Source organism: Pelomonas sp. V22 (assembly GCF_030014915.1).
GTDB lineage: Bacteria > Pseudomonadota > Gammaproteobacteria > Burkholderiales > Burkholderiaceae_C > JAUASW01.
Genome location: NZ_JAGIXS010000001.1, coordinates 1,252,094 through 1,266,747, shown reverse-complemented (window position 1 = coordinate 1,266,747; position 14,654 = coordinate 1,252,094). Strand labels below are relative to the sequence as shown.

15 protein-coding genes are annotated in these 14,654 nt (G+C 67.4%); 14 read left to right on the top strand and 1 reads right to left on the bottom strand.

The annotated features are described in order from the left end of the window. Nucleotides 1-38 precede the first annotated feature (38 nt). The 13 genes from J7U46_RS05745 to J7U46_RS05685 all read left to right on the top strand — a co-directional run bounded on the left by J7U46_RS05745 (nucleotide 39) and on the right by J7U46_RS05685 (nucleotide 12,086). Nucleotides 39-1,097 (top strand): Gfo/Idh/MocA family oxidoreductase, encoded by a 1,059-nt coding sequence (locus J7U46_RS05745; RefSeq protein WP_282823859.1) that lies wholly within the window; start codon nucleotides 39-41, stop codon nucleotides 1,095-1,097. Nucleotides 1,098-1,099: 2 nt separating this feature from the next. Beyond that, complete coding sequence (locus tag J7U46_RS05740) at nucleotides 1,100-1,708, top strand: acyltransferase (protein WP_282823858.1); 609 nt, start codon at nucleotides 1,100-1,102, stop codon at nucleotides 1,706-1,708. 2 nt (nucleotides 1,709-1,710) lie between these two features. Beyond that, nucleotides 1,711-2,799, top strand: coding sequence for a DegT/DnrJ/EryC1/StrS family aminotransferase (locus J7U46_RS05735; protein WP_282824994.1), 1,089 nt, complete (start codon nucleotides 1,711-1,713; stop codon nucleotides 2,797-2,799). A gap of 7 nt (nucleotides 2,800-2,806) precedes the next feature. Further along, nucleotides 2,807-4,033 (top strand): oligosaccharide flippase family protein, encoded by a 1,227-nt coding sequence (locus tag J7U46_RS05730; protein ID WP_282823857.1) that lies wholly within the window; start codon nucleotides 2,807-2,809, stop codon nucleotides 4,031-4,033. Beyond that, nucleotides 4,030-4,623 (top strand): acyltransferase, encoded by a 594-nt coding sequence (locus J7U46_RS05725; protein WP_282823856.1) that lies wholly within the window; start codon nucleotides 4,030-4,032, stop codon nucleotides 4,621-4,623. The genes J7U46_RS05730 and J7U46_RS05725 overlap by 4 nt, the downstream gene beginning before the upstream one ends. Continuing rightward, nucleotides 4,620-5,690, top strand: a complete 1,071-nt coding sequence (locus tag J7U46_RS05720) for a glycosyltransferase (RefSeq protein ID WP_282823855.1) — start codon at nucleotides 4,620-4,622, stop codon at nucleotides 5,688-5,690. The genes J7U46_RS05725 and J7U46_RS05720 overlap by 4 nt, the downstream gene beginning before the upstream one ends. Continuing rightward, nucleotides 5,687-6,901: a glycosyltransferase family 4 protein gene (locus J7U46_RS05715; RefSeq protein WP_282823854.1), complete on the top strand. Its 1,215-nt coding sequence runs from the start codon at nucleotides 5,687-5,689 to the stop codon at nucleotides 6,899-6,901. The genes J7U46_RS05720 and J7U46_RS05715 overlap by 4 nt, the downstream gene beginning before the upstream one ends. Before the next feature lie 10 nt (nucleotides 6,902-6,911). Beyond that, nucleotides 6,912-7,610, top strand: coding sequence for a class I SAM-dependent methyltransferase (locus J7U46_RS05710; protein ID WP_282823853.1), 699 nt, complete (start codon nucleotides 6,912-6,914; stop codon nucleotides 7,608-7,610). 101 nt (nucleotides 7,611-7,711) lie between these two features. Next, a complete protein-coding gene (locus J7U46_RS05705) occupies nucleotides 7,712-7,966 on the top strand; it encodes a hypothetical protein (protein ID WP_282823852.1) in 255 nt (84 codons plus the stop codon). Nucleotides 7,967-7,969: 3 nt separating this feature from the next. Continuing rightward, on the top strand, nucleotides 7,970-8,401 hold the full coding sequence (locus tag J7U46_RS05700) for a TA system VapC family ribonuclease toxin (protein WP_282823851.1): 432 nt from the start codon (nucleotides 7,970-7,972) through the stop codon (nucleotides 8,399-8,401). 21 nt (nucleotides 8,402-8,422) lie between these two features. Beyond that, the gene (locus tag J7U46_RS05695) at nucleotides 8,423-9,604 is read left to right on the top strand and encodes a DegT/DnrJ/EryC1/StrS family aminotransferase (protein WP_282823850.1); all 1,182 of its coding nucleotides are present in this window, start codon (nucleotides 8,423-8,425) and stop codon (nucleotides 9,602-9,604) included. 4 nt (nucleotides 9,605-9,608) lie between these two features. Next, nucleotides 9,609-10,196, top strand: coding sequence for a sugar transferase (locus J7U46_RS05690; protein WP_282823849.1), 588 nt, complete (start codon nucleotides 9,609-9,611; stop codon nucleotides 10,194-10,196). Between the two features lie 15 nt (nucleotides 10,197-10,211). Then, nucleotides 10,212-12,086, top strand: coding sequence for a nucleoside-diphosphate sugar epimerase/dehydratase (locus J7U46_RS05685; protein WP_282823848.1), 1,875 nt, complete (start codon nucleotides 10,212-10,214; stop codon nucleotides 12,084-12,086). On the opposite strand, the gene J7U46_RS05680 is transcribed toward J7U46_RS05685, so the two are convergent. Beyond that, nucleotides 12,070-13,164, bottom strand: coding sequence for a glycosyltransferase family 1 protein (locus J7U46_RS05680; RefSeq protein WP_282823847.1), 1,095 nt, complete (start codon nucleotides 13,162-13,164; stop codon nucleotides 12,070-12,072). The genes J7U46_RS05685 and J7U46_RS05680 overlap by 17 nt on opposite strands. Before the next feature lie 171 nt (nucleotides 13,165-13,335). Here J7U46_RS05680 and J7U46_RS05675 point away from each other — a divergent pair, with 171 nt between their 5' ends. Beyond that, complete coding sequence (locus J7U46_RS05675; RefSeq protein ID WP_282823846.1) at nucleotides 13,336-14,598, top strand: hypothetical protein; 1,263 nt, start codon at nucleotides 13,336-13,338, stop codon at nucleotides 14,596-14,598. The last annotated feature ends 56 nt before the right edge of the window (nucleotides 14,599-14,654 follow it).

Below are 14,654 nucleotides of genomic sequence, written 5' to 3'. Positions count from 1 at the left end.
TCGTAGAATCTCCGGCTTCGCCTTCCCGTGGCCCTCGCATGAGCCCCAGCCTGCCCATCCTGAACCGACCCATCCGCTTCGCCCTGGTGGGCTGTGGCCGCATCTCAAAAAACCATATCGAGGCGATCACAGCTCATGGAGACGCAGCGCAGTTGGTGGCGGTTTGCGACAACAAGCCGGAGGCTTTGCAAGCTGCCGTGGCGCTGACCGGCGCCGCTGGTTTCACCTCGCTGGACGCCCTGCTGGCCGGTAGCGACGCTGACGTGATCGTGCTGGCCACGCCCTCGGGCCTGCATCCGCAGCAAGCCATCCAGGTGGCCCGCGCCGGCCGCCATGTGCTGAGCGAGAAGCCGATGGCCACCAAGTTCGAGCAAGGCATGGCCATGGTCCAGGCTTGCCGCGATGCCGGCGTCAAGCTCTTCGTGGTCAAGCAGAACCGGCTCAATAGCACGGTCCAGCGGGTCAAGAAAGCCATCGATGAAGGCCGATTCGGCCGCATCTACATGAGCACGGTCAACGTGTTCTGGACCCGCCCACAGGCCTATTACGACGCCGCCCCCTGGCGCGGCCGCTGGGACCTGGATGGTGGTGCCTTCATGAACCAGGCCAGCCATTACGTGGACCTGCTCGATTGGCTGGTCGGCCCGGTCGACAACATCCATGCCTACACCGCCACCCTGGCCCGCGACATCGAGGCCGAAGACACCGGCGTGATGAGCCTGCGCCTGCGCCACGGCGGCCTGGCCTCGATCAACGTGACCATGCTGACCTGGCCGCAGAACCTGGAAGGCTCGATCACCATCCTCGGCGAAAAGGGCACGGTCAAGATCGGCGGCACGGCCGTCAACAAGATCGAGCATTGGGCCTTTGCCGATGCACGCCCGGAAGACGCCGAGGTGCTGAGCGCCAGCTACGAGACGGGCAGCGTCTACGGCTTCGGCCATCCGCTCTATTACGACAACGTCATCAAGACCCTGCGTGGCGAGGCCAGCGCTGAGGTCGATGGCTACGAGGGCCTGCGCTCGCTGGAGATCCTGGTGGCGGCCTACCGCAGTGCGCGCGACGGCCAGCGTGTGGGCCTTCCCCTGGTGTTCTGAAGATGACTTTCTGGAAGCATGAATCTGCCATCGTCGATGACGGCGCACAGCTGGGCGAAGGCACCAAGGTCTGGCACTTCGCCCACGTGAGCCCAGGCGCCCGCATTGGCGCGGGCTGCTCGCTGGGGCAGGGCGTCTACGTCGGCAATGACGTGAGCATCGGCGACAACGTGCGCATCCAGAACAACGTCTCGGTCTACGACGCGGTGACGCTGGAGGACGATGTGTTCTGCGGTCCGTCCATGGTCTTCACCAACGTCTACAACCCGCGTGCCGCCGTGGCCCGCAAGAACGAGTACCGCCGCACGCTGGTGAGGCAGGGCGCCACGCTGGGTGCCAACTGCACCATCGTCTGTGGAACCACGATTGGCGCTTATGCATTCGTCGGCGCTGGTGCTGTCGTCAATGCGGACGTTGCGCCATTTGCCCTGGTGGTCGGCGTGCCTGCACGCCAGATTGGCTGGATGACCCGGCATGGGGAGCGGCTTGACCTGCCTCTCGCTTTGCCCACCGACACGGACCTTTGCTATGCCGAGTGCAAGCAGACCGGCGATGTTTATCGACTGGGGCCTGATGGCGTGGCCCTGGCTCGCCAAGGAGATCGTTCTTGAGCATTCCCTTCATCGACCTCAAGGCCCAGTACCAGGCCTTGCGCGATCCCATCGCCGACCGCATGCAGAAGGTGCTGGACCATGGCCAGTACATCATGGGCCCCGAGGTCAAGGAGCTGGAGGAGAAGCTCGCCGCCTTCGTGGGCGTCAAGCACTGCATCACCGTTTCCAGTGGCACGGAGGCCCTGCTGATCGCGCTGATGGCGATGGACTTCAAACCTGGCGATGAGGTGATCACCACGCCTTTCACCTTCGCCGCGACGGTTGAGGTCATCGTGCTCTTGGGCGGTGTGCCGGTCTATGCCGACATCGAGCCCGACACCTGCAATATCGATGCGAGCAAGATCGAAGCGCTGATCACGCCGCGCACGCGAGCCATCATGCCGGTCAGCCTCTACGGCCAGGTCTGCGACATGGACGAGGTCAATGCCATCGCGGCCCGCCACGGCAACATCCCGGTGATCGAGGACGCGGCACAGAGCTTCGGCGCCAGCTACAAGCACAAGAGGAGCTGCGGCCTCTCGACCTGGGGCGCCACCAGCTTCTTCCCCAGCAAGCCCTTGGGCTGCTATGGCGATGGCGGCGCACTGTTCACCGACGACGACGCGCTGGCCCAGGCGGCCCGCGAGATCCGCATCCACGGCCAGAGCCAGCGTTACACGCACACGCGCGTCGGCGTTGGCGGCCGCATGGACACGCTGCAATGCGCCATCGTGCTCGCGAAGCTGGAGCGCTTCGAGTGGGAGTTGCAGCGCCGCCGGGAGATCGGTGCGCGCTATCAACAGCAGCTCGCCAGCCTGCCGCTGCAGCGCCTGGCCGTGCGTGCCGACCGGGACTGCGTCTGGGCCCAGTTCACCGTGATGGTGGAGGGCCGTGCGGAGTTGCAGAAGGCCTTGACCGCCGCCGGCATCCCCACCGCCATCCACTATCCCAAGCCGCTGCACCAGCAGCCGGCCTACGCGCGGCCCGACCTCAGCCTGCCGCAGTCCGAGGCTGCGGCCGCCCGCGTGATGAGCCTGCCCATGAGTGCCGACCTGAGCGAAGCCCAGCAGGACGCGGTCATCGCGGCCCTGGCGCAAGCCCTCGGTTGACTTGCCGATGACAGAGAAGGGGCTGCTGCGCAGCACGCTGACCCTGCTGGCTGGCGGTGCCTTGGCGCAGTTGCTGCCGCTGCTGCTCGGTCCTTGGCTGACGCGCCTGTATTCGCCGACCGAGTTCGGCCAGTTCTCCTTCGTCTGGACCCTGGCGACCAACCTCGCGGTGGTCGGCTGCGCGCGCTATGAATTCGCGCTGCCGCTGGAGCGCGAGGCCGGCCCCGCCGCCTTGCTGATGGGGCTGTGCGCGCGCGTGTTGCTCGGTGTGCTGGCCGTGTCTGCCGTGGTGGCCGGCGTGCTGCTGCTGGTGCAAGACCTGAGCCTGGCTTGGTGGCTGCCGCTGGCCGTGGCGGCCGGTGCGCTGACGCAGTGGCTGACGCTGTGGGCCACGCGGGCCGAGCGCTTCAAGGCGCTGGCGGCGGCGCGTGTGCTGCAGTACGGCGGCGGCTCGGCCGCCCAGGTCGTGCTGGGCCTCTTGCAGGCCGGCGCTCTGGGTCTGCTGCTCGGCCCCATCCTCGCCGCGCTGGCGGCCGCGCTGATGCTGAGCCGGCCCAGCCCCGAGGGCGGCTGGGCTGCGGTGTGGAAGCAGCCTGGCGAGGCCCTGAAGGCCATGGCGCTCAAGCATCGCGACTTCCCTCTGCTCAACACGCCGCACGCCTTTGCCGGCGCGCTGCAGGACAGCCTGGCCCTGATCCTGATCACCGCCTGGTCGGGCGAGGCCTCGGCCGGTTACTGGGCCTTGGCCCTGCGCTATCTGAAGGCGCCGGCCGGCCTCGTGGGTGGCGCCCTGTCGCAGACGCTGTACCCGCGCCTCGTGAGCGCTGCCACGCCGGCCGAGGGCCTCTATGCCGTGCGCCGCACGATGGCGGTGCTGATCGGCCTCGCCCTGCCGCTGATGATCGTGCTGCTGCTGTGGGGGCCCTGGCTGTTCGCCCGCGTGTTCGGCGAGCGCTGGGTCGATGCCGGCATGCTGGCGCGCGCGCTGGCGCCCTACATCGCCATGCATTTCATCGCCTCGCCGCTGTCGGTCGCCACCATGGCCTGGGGCGCGCAGGGCTGGGCCCTGCGGCTTGCGCTGGTGGGGCAGCTGATGTTTGTCGTCGGCCTGGCCGCAGGATTGAAGATCGGCGGCCTGATCGGCGCGGCCTGGGGCGTGTCGGCAGCGATGCTGCTCTACTTCAGCTACTTTTTCTGGTCGCTGGCGCATTGGAGGCATGAGGAACGAGCATGAGAGCGATCCTGAACCGTTGCCGGCGCCTGCTGTGGCGCAGTCTTTTCTACCGCATGGTTTTCGGCGAGCGCGGCGCGCGCGGCGAGTACCTGCCGCACACGCGCGTGGCGCCCAGTACCTGCATCGATGGCGAATCGGGCCTGCGGCTGGCCGACCATGTCTTCATCGGCCAGTTCAACTTCATCGACGCCACGGCGGGCCTGGACATCGAAGAGGGCGTTCAGATCACCAACTTCGTCTCCATCGTCACGCACAGCTCGCACCGTTCGATACGTCTCTTGGGTCGGGCCTATGTGGAGCACACGGGCCCGCCGCCCGGCTATCTGAAGGCACCGATCCGCATCGGCGCCTACAGCTTCGTCGGCCCGCACAGCCTGATCGAATCGGGCGCCAACATCGGCAAGGGCTGCGTGATCTGCGCCTATTCGCAGGTGCGCGGCGAGGTGCCTGATTTCGCCATCATGCAGGGCCAGCCGGCCGTGCAGATCGGCGATGTGCGCCACCGCGATGCCGAACTGCTGGGCCGCTATCCCTGGATGGCCGCGCACTACGAGGCCTGGGCCGGCGAGCTGCCGGACCTCCATCGATGAAGCTGGTCCTGATCGGTGATGGCGAGAGCCCGCACCTGCTCAAGTGGGCGCGGGCGCTGCAGCCGCGCGTCGAGCTGTGGGCGGCGTCGTCGCGCGGCTTCACGCCGGAGTTCGAGGCCCTGGTGCCGGCCGAGCGGCGGCTCGCCATGAACACCGATCCGGCCCACCGAGGCGGCAACATCGCCGTGCTGGCCAAACTGCCGATGCTGGGGCGGTGGTTGGCCCGGGTCGATGCAGACTGGCTGCATGCCCATTACCTCACCTCGCACGGCACGCTGGCCTGGGCGGCCAAGCGCGGCTGGCGGTTGCGCGCGCGCATCGCCGGCTCGGCCTGGGGCAGTGACATCCTGGTCACGCCCTGGCAGGGCGCCGCCTACCGCTGGCTGACGGAGCGCGTGCTGCGCGCCTGCGCGATCACCACCTCCGATTCGCGCCACATGGCGGCGCAGATGACGGTGCTGGGTGCGGGCGAGGTGATGACCTTCCCCTTCGGCCTGGAAGCCCTGCCCAAGCAGGGCGCGAAGAAGCAGCCCTGGCTGTTCTTCGCGAACCGGGGCCTGGAGCCTATCTATGCGCCCGAGCGTGTGATCACCGCCTTTGCGGCCGTGGCCGCGCTGCAGCCCGAGGCGCGTCTTGTGGTGGCCAATGACGGCAGCCTGCGTGGCCAACTGGCGCAGCAGGTGCGCGACCTGGGCCTCGCGGCCAAGGTCGAGTTCGTCGGCCGGCTCGATGCCAAGACGCAGGGCGGCTTCTATGCCCGTTCCTGCTGGTACCTGAGCCTGCCGCAGAGCGACTCGGTGGCGGTCTCGGTGCTGGAGGCCATGGCCCATGAATGCCTGCCGATACTCTCGGACCTGCCGGCCAACCACGAGCTGGTGGGCGAGGGTGCCGGCCAGGGCCTGATCCTGCGCGACGATGCGGCCCTGCCTTCGCAACTGGCGAGCCTGGCGGACCCGGCCGCAGCGGGCGCTGCCAACCGTGCCTGGGTGGCCGAGCACGGCCTGTTCGCCCCGGCCGTCGACCGATTTCTTGAACGTCTGAAGCACATCGAAGGGAAAGCCCCTTGAGGCTCTTGCTGATCAATCACTACGCCGGCTCACCCGAGCTGGGCATGGAATACCGGCCCTACTACCTGGCGCGCGAATGGGTGCGCCAGGGCCACCAGGTGCTGATCCTGGCGGCCTCGTTCTCGCATGTGCGCAGCACCCAGCCGAGCAAGATGGGCGAGGAGATCGACGGAATCTCCTACTGCTGGTATCCGACCCCGAAGTACCAGGGCAATGGCCTCGGCCGCGTGCGCAACATCTGGTCCTTTTGCCGCCAGGTCAGCGGCGACGCCGAAGCACTGGCGCGCGAGTTCCGGCCCGATGCGGTGATTGCTTCCTCGACCTATCCGATGGACATCTGGGTGGCGCGCAAGGTCGCGCGGCTTGCCAAGGCCAAGCTGGTCTACGAGGTGCACGACCTCTGGCCACTGTCGCCCATCGAGCTCTCCGGCATGTCACCGCGCCACCCGTTCGCCATGCTGTGCCAGAAGGCGGAGAACGATGCCTACCGTGACGCGGACCTGGTGGTGTCCATGTTGCCCAAGGTGCATCAGCACATGGCCTCGCATGGCCTCGATTTGAAGAAGCTGCACATCGTGCCCAACGGCATCACGCTGGACGAATGGGAAGGCGAGGGCGAGCCGCTGAACGCCGAGCTGGCGGCCCACCTGGCCACCCAGAAGGCGGCCGGCCGCCTGGTGCTGGGCTATGCCGGCTCGCATGGCCTGCCGAATGCGCTGGACGTGCTGCTCGACGCTGCCAAGCTCTTGAAGGACGCGCCGATCAGCCTCGTGCTGGTGGGCGGCGGCCATGAGAAGGCGCGGCTCGAAGCCCGCGTGCGTGACGAAGGCCTCACGAACGTGGCGATGTTCGCGCCCATCCCCAAGCGCCAGATCCCTTCCTTGCTGCACCACTTCGACATCGCCTACATCGGCTGGCAGCGCACGCCCATCTACCGCTTTGGCATCGCGCCGAACAAGCTGATGGACTACATGATGGCCGAGCGCGCCGTGCTGCACTCGGTCGAGGCTGGCAATGACCCGGTGGCCGAGGCGGCGGCCGGCCTGACCGTGCCGCCCGAGGACGCGCAAGCCGTGGCCGAGGGCGTGCGGCGTCTGGCGGCGCTGAGCTCCGAGCAGCGCGCCGCCATGGGCCTGCGCGGCCGTGCGTTTGTGCTGGCCAATCACACCTACCCGGTGCTGGCCCAGCAGTTCCTCAATGCCTTGAACTAGGCCCGACCCAATGAATCAAGAGCGCCAGCAGGAGATTGCCGCCATCGCCGAGCGCTATGCGCGCCGCGACGCGGGCGACCGCTACAGCCTGCTCAGGCCCGAGGTCTGGCAGATGCTGCAGGAGCGCGAACGGGCGCTGCTGAAGCAATTGGCACAGCGCCCTGGTCGGCCGCAGGACTGGCGGCTCACCGAGGTCGGCTGCGGCGCCGGCGGCAATCTGCTGGAGCTCTTGCGCACCGGCTTTGCGCCCGAACATCTGTGCGGCATCGAGCTGCTGCAGGAACGCTTCGACATGGCGCGGCGCGTGCTGCCGCCGGCCGTGCAATTGCGGCTCGGAGATGCCACGCAGGCCGGCATCGCACCGGCCAGCCAGGACTTCGTCTTCCAGTCCACCGTCTTCTCCTCCATCCTCAGCGATGCCGTGCAGCAGCAACTGGCCGACGCCATGTGGCGCTGGCTGAAGCCCGGCGGTGCCGTGCTCTGGTACGACTTCATCGTCGACAATCCGCGCAATGCCGATGTGCGCGGCGTGCCGCTGCGCCGGTTGCGCGAGCTGTTCCCTGACGGCCGGGTCAGCAGCCAGCGGCTGACGCTGGCGCCGCCGCTGGCGCGCCTGGTGTGCCGCCTGCATCCGGGCGCTTACACCGTCTTCAACAGCATTCCCTGGCTGCGCACCCATGTGCTGGCGATCTTGCAAAAGCCCGAGTAGCCCGAGTAGCCCGAATAGCCCCAATGACCCGATTGGCCTGAACGGCCCGGACGCTAGAATTGCATCAGTGCATCACCGCATCAGATGCAGGAGAAGGCCTCATGCGCACCACACTCGAGATTGACGATGACCTGCTGCGAGCCGCCAAGGAGCTGGCCCGGCGCGAGGGCGCGACCGCCGGCCAGGTGGTTTCGCGGCTGTTGCGCATGTCGCTGACCGGTGCGGCTCCGGCTGCTCCGGGCAAGAAGGCCGGGCGGCGCACGGTGGTGGCCGGCTTCGAGCCCTTTGCCGCCAAGCCGGGCGTTGTCACCAGCCTGGAGCAGGTGCAGGCCCTGCGCGATGCGGAAGGGCTCTGAGCCGTGCGATCGCTGCTGGACGTCAACATGCTGGTGGCCCTGCTCGATGCGGGCCATCTGCACCATGGCCCGGCCATGGACTGGTTTGCCGCCAACCACGACAAGGGCTGGGCCTCCTGCCCGCTGACCCAGAACGGTTGCCTGCGCGTGCTCTCGCTGCCGGCCTATCCCAACAGCCAGCCGGCGGCCCAGGTGGCCGCGCGCCTGGCCCAGGCCGTGGCCCATGGCTCGCATGAGTTCTGGCCCGATGCGCTGAGCCTGCTCGATCCGACGCTGCTGCAATGGGATCGTGTGCTGAGCTCGCGCCAGGTGACGGACCTGTATCTGCTGGCGCTGGCCGTGTCGCGCAATGCGCGCCTGGTAACGCTGGACCGCAGCATCCCGCTGCAGGCCGTGCGCGGTGCTCAGAAAAAGCACCTGCTCGCGCTGGACTGACAAGAATCGAGAAGACCCGCCATGAGCGACACCCCGGCACAACCTTTCCTGCCTTTTGCCCTGCCCGAGATCGGCGAGGACGAGATCAACGAGGTGGTTGACACCCTGCGCTCCGGCTGGGTCACGACCGGCCCCAAGGCGCGCAAGTTCGAGCAGGACTTTGCGGCCTTTCTGGGTGAGCCGCAGCTCGAGTGCATCTCGGTCAACTCGGCCACGGCGGGCCTGCACCTGGCGCTGGAAGCCATCGGCATAGGCCCCGGCGACGAGGTGATCACCACCACCCACACCTTCACCGCCACCGCCGAGGTGGTGCGCTACCTGGGTGCCGACGTGGTGCTGGTGGACATCGACCCGGCCACGCTGAACATCGACCCCAAGCTGGTCGAGGCCGCGATCACGCCGCGTACCAAGGCCATCGTGCCGGTGCACTATGCGGGCCTCGCGGTGGACATGATTGCCATCCTCGACATCGCCCGCAAGCATGGCCTGCGTGTGGTCGAAGACGCCGCCCATGCCCTGCCCACCACCATGGAGAAGGAGCTGATAGGCACCATGGGCAGCGATGCCACGGTGTTCAGCTTCTACGCCAACAAGACCATGACGACGGGCGAGGGCGGCATGCTGGTGACGCGCAATGCCGAGCTGGCCAAGCGCGCCAAGGTGATGCGCCTGCACGGCATCAACCGCGATGCCTTCGACCGCTTCACCGCCAAGGTGCCGAGCTGGTACTACGAGATCGTGGCGCCGGGCTTCAAGTACAACCTGACCGACATCGCCGCCGCGCTGGGCATCCACCAGCTCAAGCGCATCCCGGCCTTCCAGGCCCGGCGCGAGCAGATCGCGCAGCAGTACCTGGAGGCTTTTGCCGATTTGCCGCTCGTGATGCCACCTCTGCCCATCGAGGGCGACACGCATTCCTGGCACCTTTTCGTGCTGCGCCTGGCGGACGATCTCGAGATCGAACGCGATGTCTTCATCGAGCAGATGTATGCCCGTGGCATCGGCTGCAGCGTGCACTACATCCCGCTGCACCTGCAGCCCTACTGGCGCGACCGCTATCACTTGCGTCCCGAGCAGTTCCCGCATTCGCAGAAGGCCTACGAACGCATGCTGAGCATCCCGCTCTACACGGCGATGACGGAGGCCGACGTGCAGCGCGTGATCACGGCCGTGCGCGAGATCGTGCAGGGCGCCGGCGCCTGAGGCCATGGCCAAGCGAGGCTTCGACATCGTCTGCGCCGCGTTGGGCCTGGCGCTGCTGGCGCCGGTGCTCGTCGCGCTCGCGCTGTGGGTCAAGCTCGATTCGCCCGGCCCGGTGTTCTTCAGGCAGGAGCGGGTGGGTCGCCATGGCCGCAACTTCCTGATCCACAAATTCCGCACGATGCGCGTGGACAACGCCGGCCCGCAAATCACCATCGGCGCCGACCCGCGCATCACCCGCAGCGGTGCCTGGCTGCGCCGCTACAAGCTCGACGAGCTGCCCCAGCTGTGGGACGTGCTGCGTGGTGCAATGAGCCTCGTGGGCCCGCGGCCGGAGGTGCCCAAATACGTGGCGCTGTATCCGGAGGAGCTGCGTCGCCTGGTGCTCTCGGTGCGACCCGGCATCACCGACCCGGCCTCGCTGCGCTATCGCAACGAGAGCGAGCGCCTGGCGGCGGCGGCCGACCCGGAGCGCGAATACATCGAGGTCGTGATGCCCGCCAAGCTGGCGCTCGCGGCCGACTACGTGCGCGAGGCCAGCCTCGGTGGCGACCTGCGCCTGATCCTCTCGACCCTGGCTGCGCTGCGGCGCTGACCGAAGAAGCAACCCATGTTCTGGCTCTCCCTCGACGCCTTCCTGACCCGCATCCGCCGCTGGCGAGAGCCGCTGTCGCTGCTACTGGACGCGGCGGTGATCGCGCTGGCCTGGCAGGCCACCTATCTGTTCCGCCTCGGCTTCGAGCGCTGGCTGTCGGCCCGCCCCGGCTATGACGCGCGCGTGCTGGCGGCCCTGGTCCTGCTCTATGTGATCGTGCTGTGGAGTCTGCGCGTGCCCAAGGGCATGTGGCGGTTCAGCGGCTTCGGCGAGGTCAAGCGATTGCTGCTGGCCTGCGCCATTGCGGGCGGCCTGGGTGCCGCGGCCGTGCAGATGCTGGAGCTGCGCGCCGTGCCGCGCTCGGTGCTGGCCTTGCATCCGCTGTTCTGCGCCATTGGCCTGGCGATGATGCGGCTCGGCTACCGCATGCTCTACGAACACATGCGTGGCCGCATCAGCGGCAGCGCTACCGAGACCCGCCGTGCCCTGGTGATGGGCGCTGGCGATGCCGGCCGCCTGCTGGTGGCGGGCATCCAGCACCAGGGCTGGGTGGTGGTGGGCCTGCTGGACGATGACGCCGCCAAGCGGGGCATGCGCGTCGGCGGCATTCCGGTGCTGGGCCGGCTCGATGAGGTGCAGGCGCTGGCCGAGCGCCATGGCATCACCCACGTGGTCGTTGCCATGCCGGGTGCCGAACTGGCTCAGCGGCGCCGAGCGCTGGATCTCGCAGGGCGCACCGGCCTGCATGTGCTGACCGTGCCCAGCAGCGTCGAGCTGCGCCAGGGCAGCAAGCCCGAGCAACTGCGCGACATCGAGCCCGAGGATTTGCTCGGCCGCGAGCCGGTGCAGCTGGACGAGGCCGGCATCAGCGAGGCCATCTCGGGCAAGGTGGTCCTGATCACCGGCGCCGGCGGCAGCATAGGCGGCGAGCTGTGCCGGCAGGTGGCGCGCTTCGGGCCGGCCCGTATCGTGCTGTACGAGCTGAGCGAGTTCGCGCTCTACACGATAGAGCAGGAGCTCTCGCAAAGCTTCCCGCTGATCTCGCTCACGCGCCTGGTCGGCGACGTCAAGGACCTGGACCATCTGCGCCTGACCTTCAAGCGCCAGCGGCCGCAGATCGTCTTCCATGCTGCGGCCTACAAGCATGTGCCGCTGATGGAGCAGGACAACGCCTGGGCCGCACTGCGAAACAACACACTGGGCACGTATCACGCGGCGCTGGCGGCGGCCGAGGCGGATGCCGAGCGCTTCGTGCTGATCAGCACCGACAAGGCGGTCAACCCGACCAATGTGATGGGCGCCACCAAGCGCGCGGCCGAGCTGGTGATCAGCCAGCTGGCGCGCCAGGGCCACAAGACCCGCTTCATGGCGGTGCGCTTTGGCAACGTGCTGGGCTCCAGCGGCAGCGTGATCCCGAAGTTCAAGGAACAGATCGCCAAGGGAGGGCCGGTGACCGTGACCCATCCCGACATCACCCGCTACTTCATGACCATCCCCGAGGCGGCGCGCCTGGTGGTGCAGGCGGCTGCTTTGGGCGAGAGCGGCCAGGTCTATGTGCTGGACATGGGCGAGCCGGTGAAGATCGTCGACCTGGCGCGGGACATGATCAGGCTGTCGGGTCACGGGCTGGACGAGATCCGCATCGTCTTCAGCGGTCTGCGGCCCGGCGAGAAGCTCTATGAGGAGTTGCTGGCCGACAGCGATACCAGCGTGCCCACCTCGATTCCCCGCCTCAGCATTGCGCGCCTGGACCAGCACGCAGTCGGTGTGCCGGTGCTGGACTGGCTGTCTGGAGTGACACGGGCCGCCGCCGATGCAGGAGGCATCGAGGACGCCCGGGTGCGCGACCTGTTGTGTGTGGTGGTGCCCGAGTTCAGCTCGCCGAGGTAGGCGACAGCATTTGCCGCAGCTTCTTCGCGCTGCCTTGCCAGGAAAAGCGACCGGCGCGGGCCAGGCCGGCGCTGCGCAGACGAGCGGGTAGCCCAGGGTCTGAACAGAGTGATTCCATGGCGTTGCGAATCGATACCTCATCAAGCGGGTCGACGAGCATGGCAGCGGCGCCGCAGACCTCGGGCAAGGCGGCGCTGTTGGATGCCATCACCGGGCAGCCGCAATGCATGGCCTCAAGCGGTGGAATGCCGAAGCCCTCGTAGAGTGAAGGAAACACCAGTGCCGTGGCGTGCTGGTACAGGCTTCTGAGCTCCTCGTCGGAGACCGGACCGCAACGCAAGAGGCCCGGTTCGTCGGCCTCCGCTTCGCTCGATCGGAAGACCAGCGAGTTGCTTCCGCCAACCAGCACCAGCGGGACTTGATCCCTGCCACGCCAGGCCGCGTGCGCGCGTAGCAGGCGCGACAGGTTCTTCGTGGGGTTTGCACTGGCTACCGCCAGGAAGAAGGGGCGCCCGAGCAAGCCGAGCCGTGCGACGAGCCTGTCGTCTGCACTGAAGCCCAGGATGTGCTCACCGCTCCCGGGAACGACCTCGAATCGAGCTTGCCCCAGCCGTTCGCTCAGCCGTGCGGCTGAGAACGCAGAAGGGGTGAGCAGGCCGTGGGCCTTTCTGCTCAACCGACGAAACAGAAATCGGTACCAGGTGGCAAAGGCCCGTGTATAGGCCTCCGGGTGGTCGAACACCGCAGCGTCGTGCAGCATGCAGACCTGCCGCCTGCCGAAGCAGGGTGCCGATCCTGCGAGGCTCAGCAGTCGACCGTCGCGTGCGGCCCAGGGCAGCGCTACCTGCTCCCAGGCATGCAGGCTGCGCACGAGTGGCCCACCCAGTCGGCGCAACTCGATGAAACGCAGGGCGGGCAGGTTCGGGCTCCCGTGCGGTACCAGCAGCACCCACCGTTGCGCTGGTTGCTCCAGGTGAAGCAGCTGATCCAGTGCCAGGACCAGATTCAGGGCGGCACGCTGCACGCCCGTCATCTGCTGCGCAGTGAATTTTCCGTTGATGTAGATGATGTCGGCCATCGTTGCAGCGGGCTCAGGTGGCGGCCCTGGTGCCCATAGAATGCGGGTCGTCGTTGGTGTCGCGGTTCGCTCAGATGCCGCAGCGCAGCAGACGAACAAACTCCAGCCCCTGCTCCCCCGGGGGAACAGGCCGGCTTTCGGCGGTCCGTCAGCGCGGCTGCCATACAACCCATGACGATTGTTGCAGCGCGCATCAGCAGTACCCGCTCCGGCATGATATGGGGACTGCTACTGTTCTTCCTGGAGGCCGTTCAAGGCTTGCTCCTGCCCTCGCTGTTCAGGCTCGTGCTGGGCCCGGATGCTGCCGCTGCCTGGATCGTGCTGGCCAGCAGCACTGCGCTCATCGCGCTGGCATGTGCCGCTCACGGGCCCGCTGTTGTCCGCGGCATTTCTGCGCGACTGGGCGCCGGTGTCCAGGGCGGCTTGCTGCCTGCCAATTGGTACCAGTTGCGCCGCCGTCTGGCGCTTGCGGGAATGGGTTTGCTCCTGGCCGCACAGTTGCTGTTTCTGGCCTTGGGCGCCGATCCGCTGGAACACCTGGGTCAGCACGGCGGGTTGGCATTGCTGCTGCTGTTCCTCGGCCAGCATCTTCGCCTGCTCGCCTTCAACAACTTCATGGCGTTGAACGGCCTGCGTGAGACCGGTCGCGACAAGCAATTGCTGCTGACCGCCAGCGTTTCCGGCCTGATATTGATTGGCTTGGTGGCCTGGTGCCGTCCGTCGGTCCTGTTGTTCGGCCTGGGCTATCTGTGTGTGCAGGCCTGGCTGCTGTGGGCCTCAAACCGCGCTTTGCAGGGGCGGCTGGATTCCGGGGGGGCGGTCAGCCTGGCTGGAAGACGGGAGGCTGCGGGCCTGCTGCTGCTGGCCTTGGCGGGCTACCTCAACATGGGGTCGGATGTGCTGGTTGGATCACATCTGCTGCAGCCTGAGGAGCAACTGCGCTACGTGGTGGTGTCGCGGGCCTTCTATGTGCCGGTGGCCGTGGTCGGCCTCTGGTGTCAGCTGCGCTTTCCGTTCTGGAGTGCTCTCGATGCTGGCTGGGCCGCCTGCCTGGCCGAGATCCGGCAGATCGCCGGGCTGTTGTTGTTCCCCATGATCCTCATGCTGGCGGCTGCCATTGCGTGGCTTGAGCGTGTGTCTGAACCGGCTGACGAGCTGAATGCGATCTGGGTGTGCGGGGTGCTGTTCGTGTGCAGCTATGCGGCCAGCTTGACCGTCTGCCTGGGTCAGGTCTTGCTGGCGCGAGGTCGAAAGTCCTTCGTCTGGTTCGCTGCGCCTGCGGGCTGCCTGGCGCCCGTGCTGGCGGCGGGAGCAGCGCAGCTTTGGGGTGCGGGAGCATTCGTGTCGGGATATCTGGCCAGCAATCTCATGTTGCTGCTGGTCCATGCGGGCTTTGCCATGGCGGCAGGAAAGGGGATGTCGAGGCATGCTTAAGTGGGTACTTGGCGTGGGCCGCAGCTTGCTATCAAGGCCCCGGGGACTGGCGTCCT